Annotated in this window: 15 protein-coding genes; 10 read left to right on the top strand and 5 right to left on the bottom strand. The window is 68.0% G+C overall.

The window, feature by feature from the left end:
• Positions 1 to 33: 33 nt before the first annotated feature.
• Positions 34 to 666: a TetR/AcrR family transcriptional regulator gene (locus AC5WRT_RS03020; RefSeq protein ID WP_496094571.1), complete on the bottom strand. Its 633-nt coding sequence runs from the start codon at positions 664 to 666 to the stop codon at positions 34 to 36.
• Between the two features lie 710 nt (positions 667 to 1,376).
• Positions 1,377 to 2,090: a PAQR family membrane homeostasis protein TrhA gene (trhA, locus tag AC5WRT_RS03015; RefSeq protein WP_496094570.1), complete on the bottom strand. Its 714-nt coding sequence runs from the start codon at positions 2,088 to 2,090 to the stop codon at positions 1,377 to 1,379.
• Between the two features lie 306 nt (positions 2,091 to 2,396).
• Between trhA and AC5WRT_RS03010 the strand changes: the two genes are divergently transcribed.
• Together AC5WRT_RS03010 and AC5WRT_RS03005 are read left to right on the top strand one after the other, a co-directional pair.
• Positions 2,397 to 4,217, top strand: a complete 1,821-nt coding sequence (locus AC5WRT_RS03010) for a phosphoenolpyruvate carboxykinase (GTP) (RefSeq protein WP_496094569.1) — start codon at positions 2,397 to 2,399, stop codon at positions 4,215 to 4,217.
• Between the two features lie 184 nt (positions 4,218 to 4,401).
• The gene (locus AC5WRT_RS03005; RefSeq protein ID WP_496094568.1) at positions 4,402 to 4,578 is read left to right on the top strand and encodes a hypothetical protein; all 177 of its coding nucleotides are present in this window, start codon (positions 4,402 to 4,404) and stop codon (positions 4,576 to 4,578) included.
• A gap of 112 nt (positions 4,579 to 4,690) precedes the next feature.
• On the opposite strand, the gene AC5WRT_RS03000 is transcribed toward AC5WRT_RS03005, so the two are convergent.
• Positions 4,691 to 5,134 carry an SCO4983 family protein gene (locus AC5WRT_RS03000; protein ID WP_496094567.1) on the bottom strand — a complete coding sequence of 148 codons (444 nt, stop codon included), beginning with the start codon at positions 5,132 to 5,134 and terminating at the stop codon, positions 4,691 to 4,693.
• Between the two features lie 801 nt (positions 5,135 to 5,935).
• On the opposite strand from AC5WRT_RS03000, the gene AC5WRT_RS02995 reads away from it, so the two are divergent.
• The 7 genes from AC5WRT_RS02995 (at position 5,936) to rfbD (ending at position 13,495) form a co-directional block, all read left to right on the top strand.
• Positions 5,936 to 7,417: a DUF2079 domain-containing protein gene (locus AC5WRT_RS02995; protein WP_496094566.1), complete on the top strand. Its 1,482-nt coding sequence runs from the start codon at positions 5,936 to 5,938 to the stop codon at positions 7,415 to 7,417.
• 184 nt (positions 7,418 to 7,601) lie between these two features.
• Positions 7,602 to 8,693, top strand: coding sequence for a tetratricopeptide repeat-containing glycosyltransferase (locus AC5WRT_RS02990; protein WP_496094565.1), 1,092 nt, complete (start codon positions 7,602 to 7,604; stop codon positions 8,691 to 8,693).
• Positions 8,694 to 8,861: 168 nt separating this feature from the next.
• On the top strand, positions 8,862 to 9,806 hold the full coding sequence (gene rfbA, locus AC5WRT_RS02985) for a glucose-1-phosphate thymidylyltransferase RfbA (RefSeq protein WP_496094564.1): 945 nt from the start codon (positions 8,862 to 8,864) through the stop codon (positions 9,804 to 9,806).
• Between the two features lie 106 nt (positions 9,807 to 9,912).
• Positions 9,913 to 10,557 carry a dTDP-4-dehydrorhamnose 3,5-epimerase gene (gene rfbC, locus AC5WRT_RS02980; protein WP_496094563.1) on the top strand — a complete coding sequence of 215 codons (645 nt, stop codon included), beginning with the start codon at positions 9,913 to 9,915 and terminating at the stop codon, positions 10,555 to 10,557.
• 225 nt (positions 10,558 to 10,782) lie between these two features.
• Entirely contained in the window at positions 10,783 to 11,442 is a 660-nt protein-coding gene (locus tag AC5WRT_RS02975; RefSeq protein ID WP_496094562.1) for a hypothetical protein, read from the top strand.
• 170 nt (positions 11,443 to 11,612) lie between these two features.
• Positions 11,613 to 12,587 carry a dTDP-glucose 4,6-dehydratase gene (gene rfbB / locus AC5WRT_RS02970; protein WP_496094561.1) on the top strand — a complete coding sequence of 325 codons (975 nt, stop codon included), beginning with the start codon at positions 11,613 to 11,615 and terminating at the stop codon, positions 12,585 to 12,587.
• Positions 12,584 to 13,495, top strand: coding sequence for a dTDP-4-dehydrorhamnose reductase (gene rfbD, locus AC5WRT_RS02965; protein WP_496094560.1), 912 nt, complete (start codon positions 12,584 to 12,586; stop codon positions 13,493 to 13,495). Before rfbB ends, rfbD begins: the two co-directional genes overlap by 4 nt.
• 102 nt (positions 13,496 to 13,597) lie before the next feature.
• On the opposite strand, the gene AC5WRT_RS02960 is transcribed toward rfbD, so the two are convergent.
• Positions 13,598 to 14,047 (bottom strand): tetratricopeptide repeat protein, encoded by a 450-nt coding sequence (locus AC5WRT_RS02960; RefSeq protein ID WP_496099900.1) that lies wholly within the window; start codon positions 14,045 to 14,047, stop codon positions 13,598 to 13,600.
• Between the two features lie 341 nt (positions 14,048 to 14,388).
• Between AC5WRT_RS02960 and AC5WRT_RS02955 the strand changes: the two genes are divergently transcribed.
• Positions 14,389 to 15,525, top strand: a complete 1,137-nt coding sequence (locus AC5WRT_RS02955; protein ID WP_496094558.1) for a glycosyltransferase — start codon at positions 14,389 to 14,391, stop codon at positions 15,523 to 15,525.
• Between the two features lie 83 nt (positions 15,526 to 15,608).
• Here AC5WRT_RS02955 and AC5WRT_RS02950 read toward each other — a convergent pair whose 3' ends face one another.
• Positions 15,609 to 16,883: a glycosyltransferase gene (locus AC5WRT_RS02950; RefSeq protein ID WP_496094557.1), complete on the bottom strand. Its 1,275-nt coding sequence runs from the start codon at positions 16,881 to 16,883 to the stop codon at positions 15,609 to 15,611.
• Positions 16,884 to 16,897: the final 14 nt, after the last annotated feature.

Here is a 16,897-nt window from a genome sequence, read left to right as displayed (position 1 = left end):
CTGGTCAGGATGTCATGGGCCCGGCCGCCGGGCTCAGGGCTTTTCGGCGGGCAGGCCGCGCTCCAGGACGTCCAGGGCGCGGTTCACGTGGTCGCGCAGGTCGCCCTGGAAGCCGTTCTCCGCCCAGTACATGGAGACCTCCATGAGGCCGCCGATGAGGGACATGGCGTAGACGCGCACCTCCAGGCTCTGCGGGTCCAGGCCGGTGCGCTCGCCGAGGACCTCGCGCAGCAGGGTCCCGGTCCGCGACATGCTCTCGAACATCCGGGAGCGGACGGCGGGAACCTGGGCCCCGAGGCGCGTGCGCATCCGGACCACCTCGGGCTCCTCCGCCAGGCCGGCGTCGAGGGCGATGTGCACGACGTGCCGCAGCGAGTCCGTCAGCGGCTCGTCGGCGGGGCGGGCCCGCAGCTCCTCGACCATCAGGGGGTCGTACTCGTCCGTGAGGACGATGTCCTCCTTGGTCGGGAAGTAGCGGAAGACGGTCGACGGCGACACCTCGGCCCGCTCGGCGATCTGCTCGACGGTCGTGGCGTCGTACCCCTGCTCCCGGATCAGGCCGTACGTCGCGGCGCGGATCGCCTCCCGTGTCTTGATCTTCTTGCGTTCCCGCAGGCTCAGCCGGGGCCGGCCGACGGGGGAGAGGGGGGAGCGTGCTGCCGTCATGCTGGTCATTGTCGGGGATCCTCCGGCATCGGGACCATGTCGGGTCCGCCGCCCTGAGGGCTCCTCCCCGGTGTCCCCTTCGGCAGGAAGGCGGCCGCCGGCAGGGCGGAGACCGGGGCGTCGTGCCGCACACGAGCAGCACGACGCCCGTGCCGTGGGCGCAGGCGCCGTCCGCGGACGCCACCGGGCGGGTGGAGCCCAGCCTGTCGCCGACCAGTGCGCGGCGACCACGGAGTCCCAGGCGGTGTCGGCGGCTCGCGGGGGCAGCCCCGTGACGTCGAGCCGGCCGCGGAAGATCCCCGACAGCAGGCTGCCCAGCAGCACGATGCCGATCGCGGCGCCTGGCGCAGCGTCATGAGCAGGCCCGAGCCCCCCGAAGGCGTGGGGGGACCCCGGACGGCCCGGTCGCTGGGCAGCCTGCCGATGACGCCGTCCATCGCCTGCACGACGCGGAAGCCGAAGCCGCCGCCGGTGGTCGCGCCCGGTCGGGCGGCCATGGTCGGCAGTGCCACACTGACGGTCGTCCTGTCGAACCCGAGCGTGAGCATGCTCGCGACCAGGGCGCCGGGGGCCCACCAGCGGCGGGGCGCCGCGCCTCCCGCTTCGTGGCAGTAGCTATGACATGAAAGTAGCTGTCACATTGCGGTGGCTCTTTGCACACGAAAACGGCCACGGCTGGTGAGCCGCGGCCGGAAGGGGAGGGGGGCGGGTTACGTGTGCTGGTAGGCCACCAGCGAGATGCCGACGTAGTGCACCACGAACGCGGCCAGGGTGAAGGAGTGGAAGACCTCGTGGAAGCCGAACCAGCGCGGTGACGGATTCGGTCGCTTGATGCCGTAGACCACGCCGCCCGCGCTGTAGAGCAGGCCGCCGACGACCACGAGGACCAGGACGGCGATGCCGCCGGTGCGCAGGAAGTCGGGCAGGAAGAAGACTGCGGCCCAGCCCATCGCGATGTAGCAGGGCGTGTAGAGCCAGCGCGGGGCGCCGACCCAGAAGACGCGGAAGACGATGCCGGCCGCCGCCGCGGCCCAGATGCCCCAGAGCAGCCACTGGCCCTTGGCGCCGGGCAGGAGCAGCAGGGTCAGCGGGGTGTAGGTGCCGGCGATGATCAGGAAGATGTTGGCGTGATCGAGGCGGCGCAGGACGCCGTCCATGCGCGGGCTCCAGCTGCCCCGGTGGTACAGCGCGCTGACGCCGAACAGCAGGCAGGCCGTGAGGGCGTAGATCCCGCAGGCTATGCGGCCTCTGGTGGAGTCGGCGAGGGCGGTGAGCACGAGGCCCGCGATGAGCACGGCCGGGAACATGCCGAGGTGCAGCCAACCGCGCAGCCTTGGCTTGACCGGATGCGGCAGGGAGAGCGCCACGGGACCGCGGCCGTCGGCCGGCGTCTCGGTGGGCGCGTCGGGGGCGGACGCAGTCATGGGCCGCATGGTACCGACGACACCGTAAGTCGGGTGTCAGGGCGGGACTTGGTTCATCGAACGCAAAAAGACCGTCAGGTGACGCAAACCTGGACGTAAAGGGAACGTAAACGCGCCTGGAAACCGTGGCCTTCCTCACTTCGCTCACCTGTGGCCTCCCCTGGACAGATGCGCACTCTGGGCGGATGATCAAATGAGTGCGGTCGGCACCGGATGAGCATCCCGTGAAGCATCCGGGTCGCAGCCCCCACGGGGCAAAGGACAAAATCCCTCACAAGGGCATAAATCCCTCACTTAGGAGCAACCGTGGCGCGCGACACATCGGCTTCCAGCGTTCCCACCAACCACCAGGAGCTGATCTCCTGGGTCGACGAGATCGCCGAACTGACGCAGCCGGACAGGGTGGTCTGGTGTGACGGGTCGGAGGCGGAGTACGACCGACTCTGCGCAGAGCTCGTCGCCAAGGGCACCTTCAAGAAGCTCGACCCGATCAAGCGCCCCAACTCCTACTACGCGGCCTCCGACCCGACCGACGTCGCCCGCGTCGAGGACCGCACCTTCATCTGCTCCGAGAAGGAGGAGGACGCCGGCCCGACCAACCACTGGAAGGCCCCCGCCGAGATGCGGGAGATCTTCCAGGGCGAAAAGGGCCTGTTCCGCGGCTCCATGCGCGGTCGCACCATGTACGTCGTCCCGTTCTGCATGGGACCGCTCGGCTCCCCGCTTTCCGCGATCGGCGTGGAGATCACCGACTCCGCCTACGTCGCCGTCTCCATGCGCACGATGACGCGCATGGGCCAGGCCGTCCTGGACGAACTCGGCGACAGCGGCTTCTTCGTGAAGGCCGTCCACTCCCTCGGCGCCCCGCTGACGAAGGGCGAGGCGGACGTTCCGTGGCCGTGCAACTCCACCAAGTACATCTCGCACTTCCCCGAGGACCGCGAGATCTGGTCCTACGGCTCCGGCTACGGCGGCAACGCCCTGCTCGGCAAGAAGTGCTACGCGCTGCGCATCGCGTCCGTCATGGCGCGCGACGAGGGCTGGCTGGCCGAGCACATGCTGATCCTCAAGCTCACCCCGCCGCAGGGCGAGTCCAAGTACGTCGCCGCCGCCTTCCCGAGCGCCTGCGGCAAGACCAATCTCGCCATGCTGGAGCCCACGGTCTCCGGCTGGACCGTGGAGACCATCGGCGACGACATCGCCTGGATGCGCTTCGGCGAGAACGGCCGCCTGTACGCGATCAATCCCGAGGCGGGTTTCTTCGGCGTCGCGCCCGGCACCGGCGAGCACACCAACGCCAACGCGATGAAGACCCTGTGGGGCAACGCGGTCTTCACCAACGTCGCGCTCACCGACGACGGCGACGTGTGGTGGGAGGGCATGACCGAAGAGCTCCCGGCCCACCTCACGGACTGGAAGGGCAACGACTGGACGCCGGCGTCCGAGACCCCGGCCGCCCACCCCAACGCCCGCTTCACCGTGCCGGCCTCGCAGTGCCCGATCATCGCGCCCGAGTGGGAGGACCCCGAGGGCGTGCCGATCTCGGCGATCCTCTTCGGCGGCCGCCGCGCCAGCGCCGTGCCGCTGGTGACCGAGTCCTTCGACTGGAACCACGGCGTCTTCCTCGGCGCCAACGTGGCCTCCGAGAAGACCGCCGCCGCCGAGGGCAAGGTCGGCGAGCTGCGCCGCGACCCGTTCGCGATGCTGCCCTTCTGCGGCTACAACATGGGCGACTACATGGCCCACTGGATCGACGTGGCCAAGGACAAGGACCAGTCCAAGCTGCCGAAGATCTACTACGTCAACTGGTTCCGCAAGAATGACGAGGGCAAGTTCGTCTGGCCCGGCTTCGGCGAGAACTCCCGGGTCCTGAAGTGGATCGTGGAGCGTCTGGAGGGCAAGGCCGAGGGCGTCGAGACCCCGATCGGTGTGCTGCCGGGCAAGGGCGCGCTGGACACCGAGGGCCTGGCGCTGTCCGAGTCCGACCTGGCCTTCCTGCTCACGGTGGACAAGGGCGTCTGGCGCGAGGAGGCCGCCCTGATCCCCGAGCACCTCGACACCTTCGGCGGCCACACCCCGAAGGAGCTGTGGGACCAGTACCACGCGCTCGTGGAGCGCCTGGGCTGACAAGCCCGCCGAAAGACTCCACGGCCGGTCCGGATGCCCTGACCAGCGATCGTCACGGCCGGCCGTGGTGACAACGACCGAGGGCCCCGCATCAGCATCGACGGAAGTGCGGGGCCCTCGTGCCGTGCTTCGGCATCCGGCTCCTCGGGTACCCGGCTGTGACCAGGGGAAGGAGGGATGGCGGATGGCAGGCGGCAATGACTTCTACTCCCAGGATCGTCCCGAGAATCCGCAGCTGGCGGAGGACCGCCCGCGCGGCGGCGGTCCCGAGAGCCGGCCGCGGACCGGTCACCGGCACGCATGGGTGTGGTGGCTGGTCCTGGCGGTGGTGATCCTGATCCTCTTCTTCATCTTCATCTGAGGCGCAGGAAGAACACCGGGAAATGGGAGGAGACGAGGAGGACTGTGGCGCCCGGTCCGCGCGTCGCTGCGGGTGCACGCGGACCGGGGCCGATCGGGGGGACCCCAGCGGGTCAGGCGGTGGTGCTCAGTTCGTTCGCCTCCAGTGGCGCGTCGCGCCCCGGCTCGGCCAGTGCGTCGGCGTGCGCGTCCATCCGCTCGGCTGCGAGGATCGCCGCCGCCGTGTCGGCACGCGAGGCGGCGACCACCAGCGCGCGGCCGGCGAGGGCGTGCGCGCGCTGGTGCAGCGCCAGGGGGTCACCGGCGGCGGTGGGCGCCGCCCGCAGCGGACCGTGCCCGCCACGGAGCCGGCCCACCTGCGCGGCCAGCCGCTCGGCGGCGGTGTCCAGCCCGTGCGACGGCGTCAGCCCGCGCAGCTCGTCGGTCACGGTCAGCAGCGCGGCGAGGTGTCCGGCGAGCTGGATGTCCAGCTCCTCCTCGCGCGACCGGTGGGGGAATTCGGAGGCGGAGCCGGCCCTCGTGCTGTGGACCGACTTGGTGCGGATCGGTTCGTACATGGGGGATGGCCTCCTGTGCTCGGACAGGAAGCCATCCTAGCTTGGATTTCGTCTAAAGTTGAGTCGGATCACGGGAGGGAGTCTCCAGGACTCCTCCGCAACGGTCGGCCGTACTCGGCCGGGAAGCTCTCGAGCCCACCGAACACCGGTGAGCACACCGGTGCGGTGCGCTGCCGGTCGAGGGCGCGCCGGACCCCGACCGCGCGCTGGTCGCCCGCCTGGGCCGAGGTGCCGCAACCTCTCGCCGACCCCTGTTCGGCCTGAGCTCCGAGGTCGGCCGCGACGTGTCGTGACCTGAGACGTCGCCCCGGTGTGGACCCGCAAGAGGTCGGATACTCACACACGTGTGCATATCCGATTTCTTCGGTATGTCCACTCGGACCCCACACCACGCGTACGTGCCCCTGCGGGAGATCGACAGTGGGCACGCGACGTGCACCTCATGCCCTTTGGCAGGGAGGTGTTCGCCGGAGCCCGAACGCGATGGCGCGGGCGGCGGACCCCGTCGACGACCAGAAGGCTTCAACGGCTTCGACCGCCGGGCACGCGTTCTTCGCCTCCAACCACGGGAAAAGCAACCTGTTTTGGAGCGCGGCGCGGGTCGGCTCTGCTTTCGTCCGGTCGTGCGCTCCCTTGAGCACGCTCGACGGAAATCCGAAGAAATCACCTGTAGCGCGGTGCGTCCGATCGGTGGATTTCGCGCACACCTCGCGTTGGACTGAGGTGCCGTCTCCCTCGCATGGCATCTTGTGAGCTCTGCGCACGTGTGACTCCTCCTCTTCCGGGCGAAAGGCATTTGGCATGCAGTCACCCACCGTGAACAGTGCCAGGCTGCCCCAGCAGCTGGTCGTGGCAGAGAAGGAGAAGGCGGACGATGCGGCGTTGCCCCGCTCGAGCTCGCCATCCGCTTGGTGGGTGTGGGCACTGGCAGGATCACTCTTTGTCGTCTACTCGGCCGTGTCGCTGCGTATCCATCAGCGGATGCTGTCCAACAGCTACGACCTGGGCATCTTCGACCAGGTGATTCGCTCCTACGCATCAGGGCATCTGCCGGTGTCGGAGCTCAAGGGGCCCGACTTCCCCATTCTGGGGGATCACTTCTCCCCGATCCTCGCTCTTGTGGCGCCTTTTTACCGACTATGGGCGTCGCCTGAATGCCTGCTGGTGGTGCAGGCGGCGCTGCTGGCGGTGAGCGTGGTGCCGCTCGCCTTCTGGGCCCGCCAGGCACTCGGCGAATTCGCCGCCAGGGTCATCACCGTTTGTTACGGCCTTTCCTGGGGAATCGCCAGTGGCGTTGGTTTCGATTTTCACGAAGTAGCCTTCGCGGTTCCGCTGATCAGCTTCTCCCTTGCTGCACTGTCACTCGGCAAGTCGAAAGCCGCGGCGGCCTGGGCCCTGCCACTGCTCCTCGTCAAGGAGGACCTCGGCCTCACCGTGGCCGTCATCGGCGTGTTGATCGCCTGGCGAGGAGACCGCAGGCTGGGCCTGTCCACAGCGGCGCTCGGCGTGATCGGAACGGCACTGTGCCTCCTGGTCATCCTGCCGGCTTTCAATCCCAGCGGGTCGTTCGCCTATTGGTGGCTCGCCGACAGCCCGCAGGGTACCGCCGGCTCGGGAGGCGGACTGGCCGGATTGCTGTACAAGAGCACGATCGGGCTCATCACGCCCATGACGAAGCTGTCCACGTTCGTGCTCGTGCTGGCCCCGACCTTGTTCCTGGCGATCCGCTCCCCACTGCTGCTGATCGCGGTGCCCACCCTGGCGTGGCGCTTCTTCTCCAGCAACTCGGTGCACTGGGGCACCGGTTACCACTACTCGATGGTGCTGATGCCCATCGTCTTCGCCGCTTTCGTCGACGCGCTTGCCCTGCGCTGTTCGAACAGCGCAAGCGTGCGGCGCTATCTCCTCGGGTCTGCCGCCGTCACCCTCCTCATCCTGCCGAACTTTCCCTTGTGGCAACTGGTCCAGCCGGAAACGTGGCGAACGAGCCCACGGGTCGCCCTCGCCCACAAGATCATGGAAAAGATCCCGGACAACGCAACAGTCCAGGCCTCGACCAATCTGGTACCGCAACTCAGCAACCGCACCAGCGTGAGCCTCTACGGCTGGTACAGCAGTCGTCGAAACCCTGAGTGGATCATGGTGGACACGTGGATCCCCATGAGTATGCGGTGGCCGCTGAGCTGGGAGGCGGAGCACCAGTCACTGGAGCAGGCCCAGGACCACGACTACCGCACCGTCACCGATCAGCAAGGCTTCATCCTGCTGCGCCGCCGGACATGACGCGTCAAGCGACGATTCACGACGCTCAGGCCCAGGCCCCGGGCCGTTGTCGAGGTGCCGGGCCGCACCCGTCCCGCACCCACCAAGGCGGCAGCCGGTGAGTTCACCGACGCCGCCTTCCTCCTCCCGACCCCTGCGGAATCACACGGTTGGTGATGCAGTGAAGCAGTCCATCTGCCTGTGCATGATTGTCAAGAACGAGGCAGCCGTCATCGAACGCTGTCTTTCCTCCGTCCGTGACCTGGTCGACACCTGGGTCATTTCAGACACCGGGTCGACCGACGGAACCCAACGGCTCATCCGCGCCGCCCTGGAGGGGATCCCGGGCGAGCTGCACGAGGAGCCCTGGGTCAACTTCGGCCACAACCGGTCCCTGAACATCCAGCACGCCCGAGGGAAGGCGGACTACCTCCTTCTGCTGGACGCCGATCACGTCCTGCGCAGGGAAGGCCCCCTGCCGAAGCTGAGCGCCGACGCCTACATGCTCCGTCACGAGGGGGCCACCGAATACCGCATCAAGCGCCTGGTACGGGGAAGCCTTCCCTGGCGTTACGAAGGCGTCACTCACGAATACATCGACACCGGCCGGCATCACACCCAAGAGCACCTCGACGCGCTCGTCATCGAGGACCACGCGGACGGCGGATGCCGTCATGACAAGTTCGAACGGGACGCACGTCTGCTCAGGGCCGAACTGGAACGCGACCCGGGCAACACACGCACGGTGTTCTACCTGGCGCAGACCATGCGGGACATGGACGACTCCACCGAGGCCATTCGCCTGTACGAGCGGCGGGCCGCAATGGGTGGCTGGGAGGAGGAGGTCTACTACTCACTGCTCCAAGTCGGCGTCCTGTACGCCGAGACGGGCAACTGGCCCAAGGCCGTGGACACACTCTCGGAAGCCTGGCAGTCGCGGCCGCAGAGGCTGGAAGCCTGCTATGAACTCGTCTCGCGACTGAGGCAAAGAGGCCACCACCATATGGCGCACGCTCTCGTACGCGGCGTGCTGGACACGGAAATGCCCGATGACATCCTCTTCGTCCAGCCTTGGGTCTACCGATGGGGCCTGCTCTTCGAATACTCCATCGCCGCCTACTGGGTGGGTGATGCGGCAAGCTCGCTGGGCGCCTGCGACCGTCTCCTCGCCATGCCCGATCTGCCGGATGCCGTACGCAGGCAGACGATCGACAACCGCCGTTTTCCCGCGGAACGCGCTCCCGGGATTCCCAAGCCTTTGGTCAAGGGGAAGGCGAAACGGAGGTCTTCCGCCTGACATCTTCTCGACTCCCAAGGTTTGGTGGCTGGAATGGGCCAAGGGTCCGTCGCCAGTGCCGGTCGATTCTGTGGCGGCATACCGGAGGACCGCTTCCCAGGCATCTGCGGGGACACGGGCCGTTCTTGGAGAAGTGCCATCCGGGACAGGTTCCCCTATGGTGATGCCATGCGTGGAATTCTGTTGGCCGGAGGTACCGGCTCGCGGTTGTGGCCGTTGACCCGGGCGGTGTCCAAGCAACTGCTCCCGGTATTCGACAAGCCCATGGTCTATTACCCCCTTTCCACACTGGTGATGGCCGGCATCCGTGAGATTCTGATCATCACCACTTCGGAAGACCAGTGGCAGTTCCGCCGGTTGCTGGGTGACGGAAGTCAACTCGGACTGCAGCTGCATTACTTGGCACAGGAACGGCCGGAGGGCATCGCGCAGGCACTCGTGCTGGGCGCGGAATTCATCGACGGCGATACGGTTGGCCTGATTTTGGGTGACAACATCTTCCACGGGAGCGGCCTTGGAACTCGACTCGCTCACAACGCTGGGCTGAGGGGCGCCAGGGTATTCGCCTACCAGGTGGCCAATCCCTCGGCCTACGGTGTCGTGGAGTTCGACGAGTCGGGCAGGGCGCTGTCCGTCGAGGAGAAGCCGACCCGGCCCAGGTCCCGGTACGCCGTGCCGGGTCTCTACTTCTACGACAATCATGTCGTGGATATCGCCAGGGGCCTGCGGCCGAGCATCAGGGGGGAGTTGGAGATCAGCGACGTCAACCGGGTTTATCTGGAGTCCGGGTCGCTGCACGTCACCCGACTCGACCGAGGCACCGTGTGGCTTGACACGGGGACCTTCACTTCCATGGTCCAGGCTTCGGAATACGTCCGGGTGGTCGAGGAGCGTCAGGGCTTCAAGGTCGGCTGTGTCGAGGAGGCGGCCTGGCGGGCCGGCCTGATCGACGACGACCAACTCCGGGCACTGGCCCAGCCGCTGCTCAAGAGCGGTTACGGGCACTATCTGCTTGGCCTGCTGGATGACTCCCGGTGCGTTCTCATGTCCCAGCGCGGCAGCCGGACGCACCGGGAGGAACCGCTGCGAACAGGGCCGGGCGTTCCTGCCTGACGGTCTTCGTCACCATCCGCGCCCTGGCCTGTGGACCGGTGGCGATGTCCCGGAAGGCACATCCGGTGGTCAGCAGGGAAGAGCGGCAGCGGAATGGAGCTTGCACATGCGACGACTTCGCATCGAAGGCGCCTGGGTGGACACGCCGAAGGTGTTCACAGACGGCAGAGGACGTTTCCACGAGTGGTTCAGGGGCGACAGGTTCCAGGACTCCACGGGCCAAGGACTTTTGCTCGCGCAGGCGAACTGCTCCCGCTCCGTTCTCGGCACACTCCGCGGCATCCACTACGCATCGGTCCCACCGGGCCAGGCCAAGTTCGTCACCTGTGTCAGCGGCGCCGTCCTGGACGTGGTGGTCGACATCCGCACCGGTTCTCCCAGTTTCGGGAAATGGGAGGCCGTCAGGCTCGACGACTCGACGCACCGTTGCGTCTACATCTCGGAAGGCCTGGGACACGGCTTCATGGCTCTGGAGGATAATTCAACTGTCATCTACCTCTGTTCGGAGGCATACGCGCCGCACCGCGAATACGGGATCAACCCGCTCGACCCCGATTTGGCCATCTCCTGGCCCGAGGAACTCACCCCACATCTTTCCGACAAGGACGCCGCTGCGCCAACGCTGGGGGAAGCACGGCGACTTGGCCTGCTGCCGCTCTACGAGGACTGCGTCGCATATCGCAGAGGGCTCGTCAATGGAATCCGCAGGGAAGACGCGGAGGAAGTGGGCTCCTTGAGGCCGCACGGGTGATCTTGACGCAAGTCGCGGTCTGATCCGTAACCATTCGGTTGCCGCGAGTTTAAGAATGGATTTGTCCGTAGCCAGAGGCGACGTGACACGCATGCGGAAAGCGTACACCGGTGCGCACGCTTGCGGTCTGACTCCCAGTTACTGAGGAAGGTTCTCTTGAACCGTAGAACGATCCGAAGTTCACGCCTGAGGTCCGCCACGCTCGTGTCCGCGGGCGCTCTCGCGTTGGCGCTCAATGTCGGGCAGAGCTCGGTGGCCATCGCCGACGCGATCCACCGGTCGGGCTCTCTGCCCCAGGCGTCGTCCAGCAGCACGAACGAGGACATGGCTGGCGGCCGGGGCGGCCGGGGCGGCCATGACGGCCATGACGGCCATGACGGCAAGCCGGGCAAGCGAGGCCCAACGGGTCCGCAGGGTGCGACGGGTGCGACGGGTCCGCAGGGTGCGGCCGGTGCGACGGGTGCGACGGGTCCGCAGGGTGTGGCTGGTGCGGCCGGTGCGACGGGTCCGCAGGGTGCGGCTGGTGCGGCCGGTGCGACCGGTGCGACGGGTCCGCAGGGTGCGGCTGGTGCGGCCGGTGCGACGGGTCCGCAGGGTGCGACGGGTCCGCAGGGCGCTCAGGGCGCAAGCGGCGTCCACACGTACTACAAGAGCGCTACTGTCGACGAGAACGTCCACCACGTGGAAGTCACCTGCGACACCGGCGACGTGGCCACCGGCGGCGGATACGAAGCCACTGGCTCCAACATCTCGATCAACAGGCCCCTCCCTCCCGGCCCCGATGGAACCATCCCCAGCGGGTGGCAGGTCGGGACCCCGGCTACCGTGGGTGCGCCTCCCGGCACCGCCTTCATCACCGCGTTCGTGGTCTGCAACGCGCATTGATTCCCACGCGAGCGGCGGTACCGTGCGGATCGACCGCTCCCCATGGGAACCAGTGACGGTGCCCCGAGGCTTCGGCCTCGCGGGCACCGTCCGCTTTGTGCCCACGGCCGCGGCCCGGCGTCCAAGGCTCTGGTGCCGGACTCCGGGCAGCACGAAAGACTCGGAGAACCATGCGCATCCTTGTCACCGGCGGTGCCGGATTCATCGGTTCGGAATTCGTCCGCCAAAAACTGAATGCGGATCCGACAGCGCGGATCACCGTCCTCGACAAACTCACCTATTCGGGGGTCGAAGCGAATCTGGCGCCGGTGGCGGAACACCCGGGCCACACCTTCGTCCGGGGCGACATCTGTGACCCGGACGCGGTCGACCAGGTGATGGCCGGCCAGGACGCGGTGGTCCATTTCGCAGCCGAGTCGCACGTGGATCGGTCGATCGACGGGGCCGGCCCGTTCGTGCGCACCAATGTGATGGGCACCCAGGTGCTCCTGGACGCGGCCCACCGGCACGGTGTCGGCCGCTTCGTCCACGTCTCCACCGACGAGGTGTACGGCTCGATCAGCGAGGGCTCATGGACGGAGGGGTGGCCCCTGGCGCCGAACTCCCCGTACTCCGCTTCGAAAGCCGGCTCCGACCTGCTGGCGCTCGCCTACCACCGCACTCACGGACTGGACGTCGTGATCACCCGGTGCTCCAACAACTACGGGCCGTACCAGTTCCCCGAAAAGGTCATCCCGCTCTTCATCACCCACCTCATCGACGGGAAGACCGTCCCCCTCTACGGAGACGGCCGCAACATCCGCGACTGGGTGCACGTCTCCGACCACTGCCGGGGCATCGAGCTGGCCCTGCACGGCGGCAGGCCCGGGGAGGTCTACAACATCGGCGGCGGAACCGAGCTGAGCAACCACAAGCTCACCGGACTGCTGCTGGACGCGGTCGGCGCGAGCTGGGACCGGGTCGAGTACGTGGCCGACCGCAAGGGCCACGACCTGCGTTATTCGCTGGACGACAGCAAGATCCGGGAGCACCTCGGCTATGCCCCGCAGGTGTCCTTCACGGAAGGCCTGGCCGCCACCGTCGCCTGGTACCGCGCACACCGTTCCTGGTGGCAGCCGCTCAAGGAGAGGGCCGAGCCGCGATGACGACGACCTGGCTGGTCACCGGTGCGGGCGGGCTCCTCGGCCGGGACGTGCTGGCCGAGCTCGCCCTCGATCCGGACGCCAGGGTGACGGGACTGGGCAGGGACAGGCTCGACATCACCGATCCGACAGCCGTGCGCGCCGCCGTCGCCGGTCACCGAGTGGTCGTCAACTGCGCCGCGTGGACGGACGTCGACGGCGCGGAGCGGTCCGAGGCGGCGGCCACTGCCGTGAACGGCACGGGCGTCCGCCACCTCAGCCACGCGTGCGCAGAGGCCGGCGCCATCCTGCTGCACATCTCCACCGACTACGTGTTCCCGGGCGACGCCCGCCGCCCGTACCCGGAGGACGCGCCGACGGGGCCCCTCAACGCGTACGGGCGAAGCAAACTGGCGGGGGAGCGGGCGGTCGTCGAACTGCTCCCGCACACCGGCTACATCGTGCGCACCGCCTGGCTCTACGGCGCGCACGGCACGAACTTCGTGGCCACCATGCTCGAACTCGCCGCACGGCGCGAGACCCTGGACGTGGTGGCCGACCAGCACGGTCAGCCGACCTGGTCCCGGGCGCTCGCCCGGCAGCTGGCCGCTCTCGGCCGCGCCGTGCTGACCGGACGGGCACCGGCCGGCATCTACCACGGCACGGCGGCGGGCAGCACCACATGGTGCGGCCTGGCGCGTGAGACCTTCCGGCTCAGCGGTCTCGATCCCGAGCGCGTCCGCCCGGTCGGCTCGGACAAGTTCCCGCGTCCGGCCACCCGTCCGGCCTTCGGCGTCCTCGGCCACGGCAACTGGCCGCGAGCCGGCCTGGCGCCCCTCTCCCCCTGGGGCGACCAGCTGACGGCCGCCCTGAAGGTGCCCGAGTTCGCCGCACGGGCCGCCGCGGCGCGCCTCGGCGCCCGCCGCACATGACAGGCGCCCGGCGGAACCACACGGTCCGCCGGGCGCCTCTCGGAGTCCTGCGTCCGGTCCGGGCGTGGGCGCCCGGCGAACCCCGCGATCCGCTCCGGGCATTCACCGGCGCACGGCGTCCCGGAACTCTTTCGGCACTTGGGAGAGGAACTTGGGATCGGCCGCGACCGCACGACGGTACACGGCCTCGGCCTCGCTCTTACGGTTGTTCTCCGTCAGGAGCTGCCCCAGTTGCAGAGTGATCGTTCCCGCCTTGGGATCGAGGGCAGCGGCGCGCTTGAGGAGGTCGATGGCCCGGTCGGGGGCACTCGTTCTCAGCATGTACGCCTCGCTGTAGAGAGCGGACATGAAGTGCGGGTCGATCTCGAGGGCCTTGTCGAATTCTGCCCGGGCATTCACCGTCCGGCCGGACTGCTGATCGACGAGCCCGAGGCCGTACCAGGCGTTCTTGTTTCCGGGGTCCAGTTCCAGAACGTGCCGGAAGTCCTCGGCGGCACCAGGGAAATCCTGTTGAACCTGGCGCTTGAGGCCGGACTTCAGCAGCGCGTCCACCGACTCCGCGTTCCGGGTCACTGAAGCGGCCTTGGATTCCGAGGGTTCGGCCGACGGGGAATGAATCGCCCAGACGGTCACCCCGGTGGCAACCGTCGCGGCCGCGGCGAGCCCTGCCCACAATCTCGTACGTTTCACTTGTTCACTTTTCGTGGAAGGTGGCGGACGAATGGAGTTCGCCTGTCTCTGGTCGTCGGCACCGACGTTACGAGGCGCCCCGGACGGTGCTGTCGTACGGCAGGCGCCAGGGGCGTTCAGACCACTCGAATGCACGAGTCCTGAGAAGGGGTTGCGGCCCGGCCTCTTTGCATGGGTTTCATCGGCTGGATTGGATGGGACCCGTGAAGTCAACGGTCTGTCTCAACATGATCGTCAAGGACGAGGCTCCGGTGATCCGGCGTTGTCTCGAATCCGTACGGCCCCTGATCGACACCTGGGTCATCGTGGACACCGGCTCGACGGACGGCACGCAGGACATCGTCCGCGACGTCTACGGCGACCTGCCCGGCGAACTGTACGAACGGCCCTGGAAGGGGTTCGACGGCAGCCGTACCGAGGCGATCGAACTCGCTCGTGCCGGGGCCGACTACCTGCTCTTCATGGACGCCGACGACGTGATGGAGGTGGCCCCCGGCTCTCGCATGCCCGAGCTGACCCTCGACGCCTACCGGCTGAAGATCAGAAGCGGGCGCTACACGCACCGGCGCCGCGCCCTGGTCTCGACCCGGCTGCCGTGGCGGTACGTCGGTGTCCTGCACGAGTACCTCGACTGCGGTACGCAGTACAGCCTCGGGAACCTGGAAGGCGCCACCATCGTCGTCCTGGGCGGCGGTGGACGCAGCAGGGGGAAGAGCCCGCGGGAGAAGTACCTGGGAGATGTCGAGATCCTCCAGCAGGGCCTGATCAAGGAGCCCGGCAACGAGCGCTATGTGTTCTACCTGGCTCAGAGCTGGCGCAGCGTCGGTGAGTCCGACAAGGCGATCGAAGCCTACGACCGCCGGGCGGGTATGGGCGGCTGGGCCGAGGAGGTCTTCTGCTCCCGCCTGTTCGCCGCACAGCTGGCCGAGAAGCTGGAGCGGCCGCCGGCCGAGGTGATGGAACGCTACCTCGGCGCGCACGAGAGCCGCCCCACACGTGCCGAAGCACTCGGAGAGCTGGCGCGCTGGTGCCGTCTCAGCGGGCAGCGGTGGCCGCTCGCCCACCTTTTCGCGCGGCAGGCGGCGCGCCTGCCGTATCCGGGGAACGACCACCTGTTCGTCGAGTCCGACTGGTACGACTGGCGCGCGCTCGACGAACTCGGGATCGCCGCCTACTGGGTGGGGGAGTACGAGGAGGCGGAGGACTGCGGTGAACGCCTGCTGGCGGGCGGCAGGTTGCCCGCCGAACATCGTGACCGCGTGCTCCGGAATCTGGAGCTCACACGACGCCACCTGCGTTCGAGGCAAGTCGCCGGGGTGAAGCAACGCGTCGGAGTCTGACGTGGTGTGAGTGCGGCCCACATGCGCCGAGGGCGCCCGGTGGAGACCTCGCGGTCCTCCGGGCGCCCACTGTTCCGGACGGATTAGACGAGCAGCTTTCCGCCGCATCGCGCGGCCCCGTCCTTCATCGCGATGAGGTTCGCGACCACATACGAGATGTCGTTCTGGGCGTGCCACTCGGTCGGGAAGTAGGTGACCAGCCGCGACGACTGGAACCGGGCCTCCAGGTCCGGTACGAAGGTGCGGTACTGGTCGTCCGTGTAGTACCAGAACGAGTTCTCGTTGTAGTAGGCGACGTGCGTCGGATCCTGGTAGGCGCCGCGGCCGTCGGCGCTGGGCGTCATGGTGAGGAGCATGCCGCCGGGCGCCAGCAGCCGGTACAGCTCGTTGATCAGCGGCACCTTCGCGGGCACGTACTCGAGGAAGTCGACCGCCCGGATCAGGCCGACGGAGCCGTCGGGCAGGTCCAGCTTCCCCGGCAGGGCCGCGACGATGTCGACACCGGCTCCCGGCCGCCGGTCCACGCCGACGTAGCCCGGCGGTTTCCGGTGGGCCGCGCCGAGGTCCAATGCGATCAGTCCGCGCCGGTAGGTCCATGCGAGGGCGTTGGCCTCGATGTACTTGTCGTACAGGGCGACCGTCTCGCGTTGGATGTGCGCGTTGATCTCCGGGTCGCGCTGGGTGTTCCCGGGGTGGACCCGCTGGAGGTAGAGGCATCGGTTGACGTGGTGGAAGTCGCCGAGGTGGAAGAGGCGGCACATCAGGTCCTGGTCGTCCAGAACCGTACGCTCGGCGTCGTACCCGCCGGCCTTCTCGTAGCTCTCCTTGCGGAACGCCCGCACGTGGTTGGGTGCGTACCAGATGTAGGCGACGTTGTGCGGCGTCGGCGCGAGGGAGACGACCTGCAGCAGTTTGCGGCCGTCGACGTCCACGTCCTCGTACTGCCAGCCGCACGTCTCGTCGAAACGGCTCTCGTCCCGTCCCCCGTCCTCGGCGATCTGCGCGGTGTTGCTGTAGACGAAGACGGCGTCGGGATTTTCGTCGAACGCCTTGCCGACCTCCGCCAGGCACGACTTCGCCATCAGGTCGTCGTGGTCGAGTTCCACGAGGATCTCGCCGCGTGCCAGTTCACAGGCCCTGCGCTTCGCAGCACCCACGCCCTCCACGCCGTCCGCGATCTCGACGCGTACGCGGTCGTCGGGCCGCTCCGGCCGCCACCGGGCGCCGTTGTTGAGCAGGACGATCCACTCCCAGTCCGAACAGGTCTGTGCCTGCAGGGTTGCCAGGCACTCATCGAGGAAACGGGGCCGGTGGCTGGGGGTGAAGACGGAGAACCTCGGTGTCGCGGTCGACGTCATCTGTTGCTCCCTGC

Source organism: Streptomyces sp. NTD91 (assembly GCF_059510455.1).
The sequence above is the reverse complement of the archived record's forward strand: the minus strand, read 5'-3'. Positions and strand labels throughout refer to the sequence as shown.